Here is a 5801-nt window from a genome sequence, read left to right as displayed (position 1 = left end):
GCGAATTAAATTCGCCACGGGTCGCACCTCTGCATCGCTTACAAAGGGTGTGAGACTAATGTCGATGTCCTAACTGCCCTGGCGACTGCTATATCCCTGGGATTTGGCCACTCTACTTGAGGGGTTCAATACGCTAAAATTCAAGCAAACTGGGTGTTAAAATTCCCTATGCTTGACACATTCTCGACTCAACTCTATCAACTCCAACAATTCGCTAATAACCTGGTTGACAGCCAACTGACTCACCTGAGCCTAGTCAGCATAGCCATCATCTTTGCTGCTGGGTTGCTGACTAGCCTAACCCCCTGTATGCTATCAATGCTACCGATCACGATTGGCTACATCGGTGGTTATGAAAATCAAGGACGGCTGCAAGCTGCTACCCAATCGGTATGGTTTTCCTTAGGCTTAGCCACAACCTTAGCTGCATTAGGAATTATCGCAGCATCTATCGGGCGAGTCTATGGTCAAATCGGTGTTGGCTTACCGATTATTGTGAGCCTAATCGCCATTATTATGGGGTTGAATTTACTAGAAGCACTACCGCTACAGTTTCCAAGTTGGGGTGGTATGGATTGGATTTCCCAGGAATGGCCGAAAGGGTTACGCTCTTATCTCATTGGTTTGACCTTCGGTTTAGTTGCGTCTCCTTGCAGTACACCGGTATTAGCAACGTTACTGGCTTGGGTTGTCTCAACTAAAGATTTAGTGTTAGGTGGTGCCTTGCTGTTGTCTTATACAGCTGGTTATGTGGCACCCTTGATCTTGGCAGGTACGTTTACTGCTTCAATTAAACGATTATTAGAATTGCGACAGTGGTCGAGTTGGATTACACCAGTAAGTGGTGCGCTATTGGTGGCATTTGGTGTGTTTTCGTTGTTGTCTCGGATTCCTGTGGGAATTTTTTGACTGAGTACTGAGTGCGTCGTAAGCTATCAGCTATCAGCTATCAGCTATCAGCTATCAGTTATCAGCTATCAGCTATCAGTTATCAGCTATCAGCTATCAGCTATCAGCTATCAGCTATCAGTTATCAGCTATCAGCTATCAGTTATCAGCTATCAGCTATCAGCTTATGCGCTACGCGCAATGGACTTTTCTGGTGACTTTCAATTATCATAAATCTCGAACTATTAAATTCTCTCGTTTGCGCACGCTACGGGAACGGCGCACGCTACGCTGGGTTTATTTTAAGCTGACCGCTGACCGCTGACCGCTGACCGCTGACTGCTGACCGCTGAATGCTACTGAGATTCTTTTCATAAATCTGCTCATCCTATTCAGAAAACAAGTAATTAACTAGACTGAATATGACTTTAGAAAACTCATCAGATAACTCATCAGATAACTCATCAAATAACTCATCAGATAACTCATCAAATAACTCATCAAATAACTCATCATTGAATAGTAGCAGTCGGTTGTGGCGTCGGTTAGTATCAGTGCTGGCTAACTTACGGTTAGCGATTATCTTGCTGCTTGCGATCGCACTCTTTAGCATCAGCGGTACAGTTATTGAACAGGGGGAATCTCTGGCATTTTACCAAGCTAATTATCCTGAAGACCCAGCGTTGTTTGGTTTCCTGAGCTGGAAGGTGTTGTTGCTGCTAGGGTTAGATCATGTCTACCGGACTTGGTGGTTTTTGTCCTTATTAGTGTTATTCGGTAGTAGTCTGACCGCCTGTACCTTCACTCGTCAATTTCCAGCTTTAAAAGCAGCCCGGAATTGGAAGTTTTACAAAGAACCCCGCCAGTTTGGGAAACTTGCTTTGAGTGTAGAGTTGGACAAGGGGTCTTTTACTTCCCTCACTGAGTTGTTAGAGAAGCGGCGTTACAAGGTATTCCAAGAGGGGGATACTATCTACGCCCGTAAAGGAATTATCGGACGGATTGGTCCAATTGTAGTACATGCCAGTATGTTGATTATCCTGGGAGGGTCAATTTGGGGCTCAATGACAGGATTTACGGCTCAGGAAATGGTTACCAGTGGCAATACATTCCAAGTTAGAAACATTATTGATGCCGGTCCGTTTGCTTGGCCCCAAATCCCCAAAGATTTGTCAGTGCGGGTGAATCGTTTCTGGATTGATTACACTCCATCCGGGGATATTGATCAATTTTACTCCAATCTGTCAGTTTTGGATAGTCAAGGTGAAGACATTGACCAAGAAACTATTTATGTCAATAAGCCCCTAAGATATCGAGGTGTCACCTTTTACCAAACGGATTGGGGGATTGCTGGGGTTCAGGTGCAGTTGAATAATAGTCCAATTTTCCAGCTTCCCATGGCACAACTTCCCACTAATGGTCAAGGACGGATTTGGGGAACTTGGGTTCCCACAAAACCTGATTTAAGTGAAGGGGTATCTCTTTTAGCTAGGGATTTGCAGGGAACGCTGTTTGTCTATGATGGAACCGGTAATCTCGTTTCAAGCGTTCGTCCTGGTATGGGGATTAAGGTCAATGGGGTGATACTTAAAATTAAAGATGTCATCGGCAGCACTGGCTTACAAATTAAAGCGGACCCCGGTATTCCCTTTGTTTACACTGGCTTTGGCTTACTGATGTTAGGGGTACTGATGAGTTATGTCTCCCACTCTCAGATTTGGGCATTACAAAAAGGCGATCGCTTTTATATTGGTGGGAAAACCAATCGTGCTTTGGTCACCTTTGAACGGGAATTGATTGAGATTTTAGAGCAGGTGGGTGAATCATCCCAGACCGTAGAACCTTTACTAGCTAAATCTGCTTAGTATTTAGGGATGCAGCTTCGGAACAGGGGAGCCAGTGCGGCCAAGACGTGCTAGTTGTTCAATAGATACTTGTTCAATTCTGTAGTCAGAGCCTCAACTTGGGGGGCTTTGATAATGGTGTAATGGTCTCCAGTAATAGTGTGAGTTTGGATGTCACCATTAACTAGAGAACCCCAGCCGTGGGTTGGGTCTTCAATTACTGCTGGGGAAGTTTGACTAGCATTTATAAGGAGAAGTGAACCTGGATAAGCTTTTGGTTTATAATGATAATATGCCGTAATATTTGCTTTCAAAACTTTCCATAAAGAACGCATTTGCTCTATTTCTAGGTCTGATGGCAATATCCCTTGCTGTTTGCCTTGCTCAAATAGATGCAAAACTTGTTCGTCTGGTTCAAGTTGTCTAAGTGTTTCATGGGATATATCTAACTCTTGACCATAGAGACCTCCCAAATCTTGAGCCAATAGATTTACTATCATGGCTTGATCTATTTCTGAAGGCATCTGAATTACAGTAGGTGCATAACTGTCTATTAACGTTATAAGAGCCACTGGCTCATTTTTAGCCTGTAATTGTTGTGCCATTTCATAGGCAATTACACCTCCAAAAGACCAGCCAATGAATAGATTTACTATCATGGCTTGATCTATTTCTGAAGGTTTCTGAATTAAAGTGGGTACATAACTTTCTATTAAAGTTAGAAGAGCCACTGAAGTATTTTTAGTCTGTAATTGTTGTGCCATCTCATAGGCAATTACACCTCCAAAAGACCAGCCGATGAGATGATAGGAACCTTGGGGTTGAATTTGCTGTATTGCTTGAATATAATGGGATGCCATCTCCTCAACAGAAGTTAAGGGTTGCTGTTGCCCATCTAAACCTAGAGATTGTAAACCATATACTGGATAATCTTGATCTAAATGACGAGCTAAGTCTGCATAACAGAGGATATTGCCACCAACCGGGTGAATACAGAATAATGGAGGTTGGTTTCCACTGGTTTTAATGCCCACTAAGATGGGGTTTTGTGTATTTACTGAAGAACCCAGAAGGCTCGCTAGTTGTTCAATGGTGGGACTTTGGAAAAGGGTTGCTAAAGGTAAATTGATTTGGAATTGTTGTTGAATCTGGGACATTAAACGGACAGCCAGTAGAGAATGTCCTCCTAATTCAAAGAAGTTGTCATGTATTCCAACATCTTGCACTCCTAGAACCTTCGCGAAGATGTTGGCGATTATTTCTTCAGTAGGGGTGCGTGGAGCTACATATTCCTCAACTGATGTGACAACCCCATCTGGTGCGGGTAGTGATTTGCGGTCTACTTTGCCGTTTGGTGTTAACGGCAAGGTGTCTAGGGTAACGAAGGCACTGGGCACCATGTATTCTGGCAGTTTCTGTTTAAGGAATTCACGTAGTTGGTTGGTGCTTAGTGATTCGGACTGACTGACATAGTAGGCGACTAGGCGTTTGTTACCAGGAATATCTTCTCGGGCAATAACTACGGTTTGTTGGATGTGGGGGTGGCTGGACAGGACTGCTTCGATTTCCCCTAGTTCGATACGGAAGCCTCGAATTTTGACTTGGTTATCGATACGTCCTTTAAATTCGATGTTACCGTCTCGTAGGTATCTCGCCAGGTCTCCGGTTTTGTAGAGTCGTTGTGATTTGGAATTACAGAAGGGATTTGGGATGAATTTTTCCGATGTTAGTTCTGGGCGCTTGAGGTATCCTCTGGCTAAGCCATCACCTCCGATGTAGAGTTCTCCGGGTACTCCTATCGGTACTGGTTGCAGGTGTTTGTCTAAGATATAAATTTGGGTGTTGGCTATGGGGCGACCGATGGGAATATTACCTCCAGAAAAGGTTTTTTCTCCAACTTCATAAATGCAGCATCCTACAACAGTTTCTGTGGGACCGTATTCGTTAATTAATCTAATCTGAGGAGCGTATTTTTGCCAGAATTTAATGTGGTTTACTGACAAAGCTTCCCCACCAATTATAAAGGCTTTATTCTCAATTGTGACTTGCTCATGAGCCAATAAATAGCTGAGGATTTCTAAATGAGCCGGAGTGATTTTAACCAGGCTAAACTTAGTCCCAGAACACAAGGCGGCTTTAAGGGCTTCAATTTCTCCTTCCTCTGGTAAAATAACTACCTTACGTCCTACCAACAAAGGATAAAATAAACTGGTAATAGTGGCATCGAAGCCAATAGAAGAATTAACAGTAGAGCCTTCTGAATCGGCAACATTATAAGCTTTTGTACACCAGCTTAAATAATTCCCCACACCACTATGGAGAATCATTGTTCCCTTAGGTTTACCGGTAGAACCAGAGGTATAAATCACATAAGCCAAATTATCCGAGTGAACCCCGACATCAAGATTCTGTCCACTATATTGCTCTATGGCACCCCAATCACTATCCAAACAAACCATCTGTGCTGTATGTGATGGCAAAGATTCTAGTAACGACTGTTGAGTCAACAACACCTCAACACCGGAATCGGCCAACATATAACTCAGTCGTTGGTGAGGATAATTAGGATCCAGGGGTACATAAGCACCACCAGCCTTCAGTATCCCCAAAAGTCCTACCACCATTTCAACAGAACGTTCCACACAAATACCTACCAGTACCTCTGGTCTTACTCCCATTGAAAGTAGGTGATGTGCTAATTGGTTAGCCCTTTGATTTAATTGATGGTAAGTCAACTGCTCCTGGTCAAACACCACGGCTATAGCATCGGGTGTTTTCTCTACCTGCTCTTCAACTAACTGATGAATACATTTATCTATTGGGTATTCACTGGCAGTATCATTCCACTCCACTAACAGTTGATGACGTTCCTCTACACTCAATAAAGGTAACTCTGAGACTACTTGTTGGGGATTTTCCACAATTGCTGATAACAAGTTTTGGAAATGAGTGGCCATCCGTTTAATAGTAGACCCATCAAATAAGTCCGTGTTGTACTCCCATATACACACAAATCCTATCTCTATTTCTGTCATTGACAGGGTTAAATCAAACTTAGCAATAGTACTA

The 5801-nt window shown here is 43.2% G+C and carries 4 protein-coding genes; 3 read left to right on the top strand and 1 reads right to left on the bottom strand.

The features are described from left to right. Nucleotides 1-168: 168 nt before the first annotated feature. The 3 genes from F6K20_RS21750 to F6K20_RS21740 all read left to right on the top strand — a co-directional run bounded on the left by F6K20_RS21750 (nt 169) and on the right by F6K20_RS21740 (nt 2753). Complete coding sequence (locus F6K20_RS21750; protein ID WP_287251388.1) at nt 169-909, top strand: cytochrome c biogenesis protein CcdA; 741 nt, start codon at nt 169-171, stop codon at nt 907-909. 11 nt (nt 910-920) lie between these two features. Beyond that, nucleotides 921-1106 carry a hypothetical protein gene (locus F6K20_RS21745; RefSeq protein ID WP_008191315.1) on the top strand — a complete coding sequence of 62 codons (186 nt, stop codon included), beginning with the start codon at nt 921-923 and terminating at the stop codon, nt 1104-1106. A gap of 204 nt (nt 1107-1310) precedes the next feature. After that, a complete protein-coding gene (locus F6K20_RS21740) occupies nt 1311-2753 on the top strand; it encodes a cytochrome c biogenesis protein (protein WP_502708857.1) in 1443 nt (480 codons plus the stop codon). A 50-nt stretch (nt 2754-2803) separates the two neighbouring features. Here the strand turns inward: F6K20_RS21740 and F6K20_RS21735 are convergent. Next, nucleotides 2804-5801, bottom strand: a 2998-nt coding sequence (locus tag F6K20_RS21735) for a non-ribosomal peptide synthetase (protein WP_287295991.1), incomplete at its 5' end; no start/stop codon positions are given.

Origin of the sequence: Moorena sp. SIO2C4 (assembly GCF_010672485.1) — a bacterium.
Classification (GTDB): Bacteria; Cyanobacteriota; Cyanobacteriia; order Cyanobacteriales; family Coleofasciculaceae; genus Moorena; species Moorena producens.
Note: the sequence above shows the minus strand (reverse complement) of the source record. Positions and strands in the feature narration are given on the sequence as shown.

Bases quoted from the DNA above. Each gene is read 5' to 3' on its own strand.
- F6K20_RS21750 (WP_287251388.1), top strand. From the start codon at position 169: ATGCTTGACACATTCTCGACTCAACTCTATCAACTCCAACAATTCGCT.
- F6K20_RS21740 (WP_502708857.1), top strand. From the start codon at position 1,311: ATGACTTTAGAAAACTCATCAGATAACTCATCAGATAACTCATCAAAT.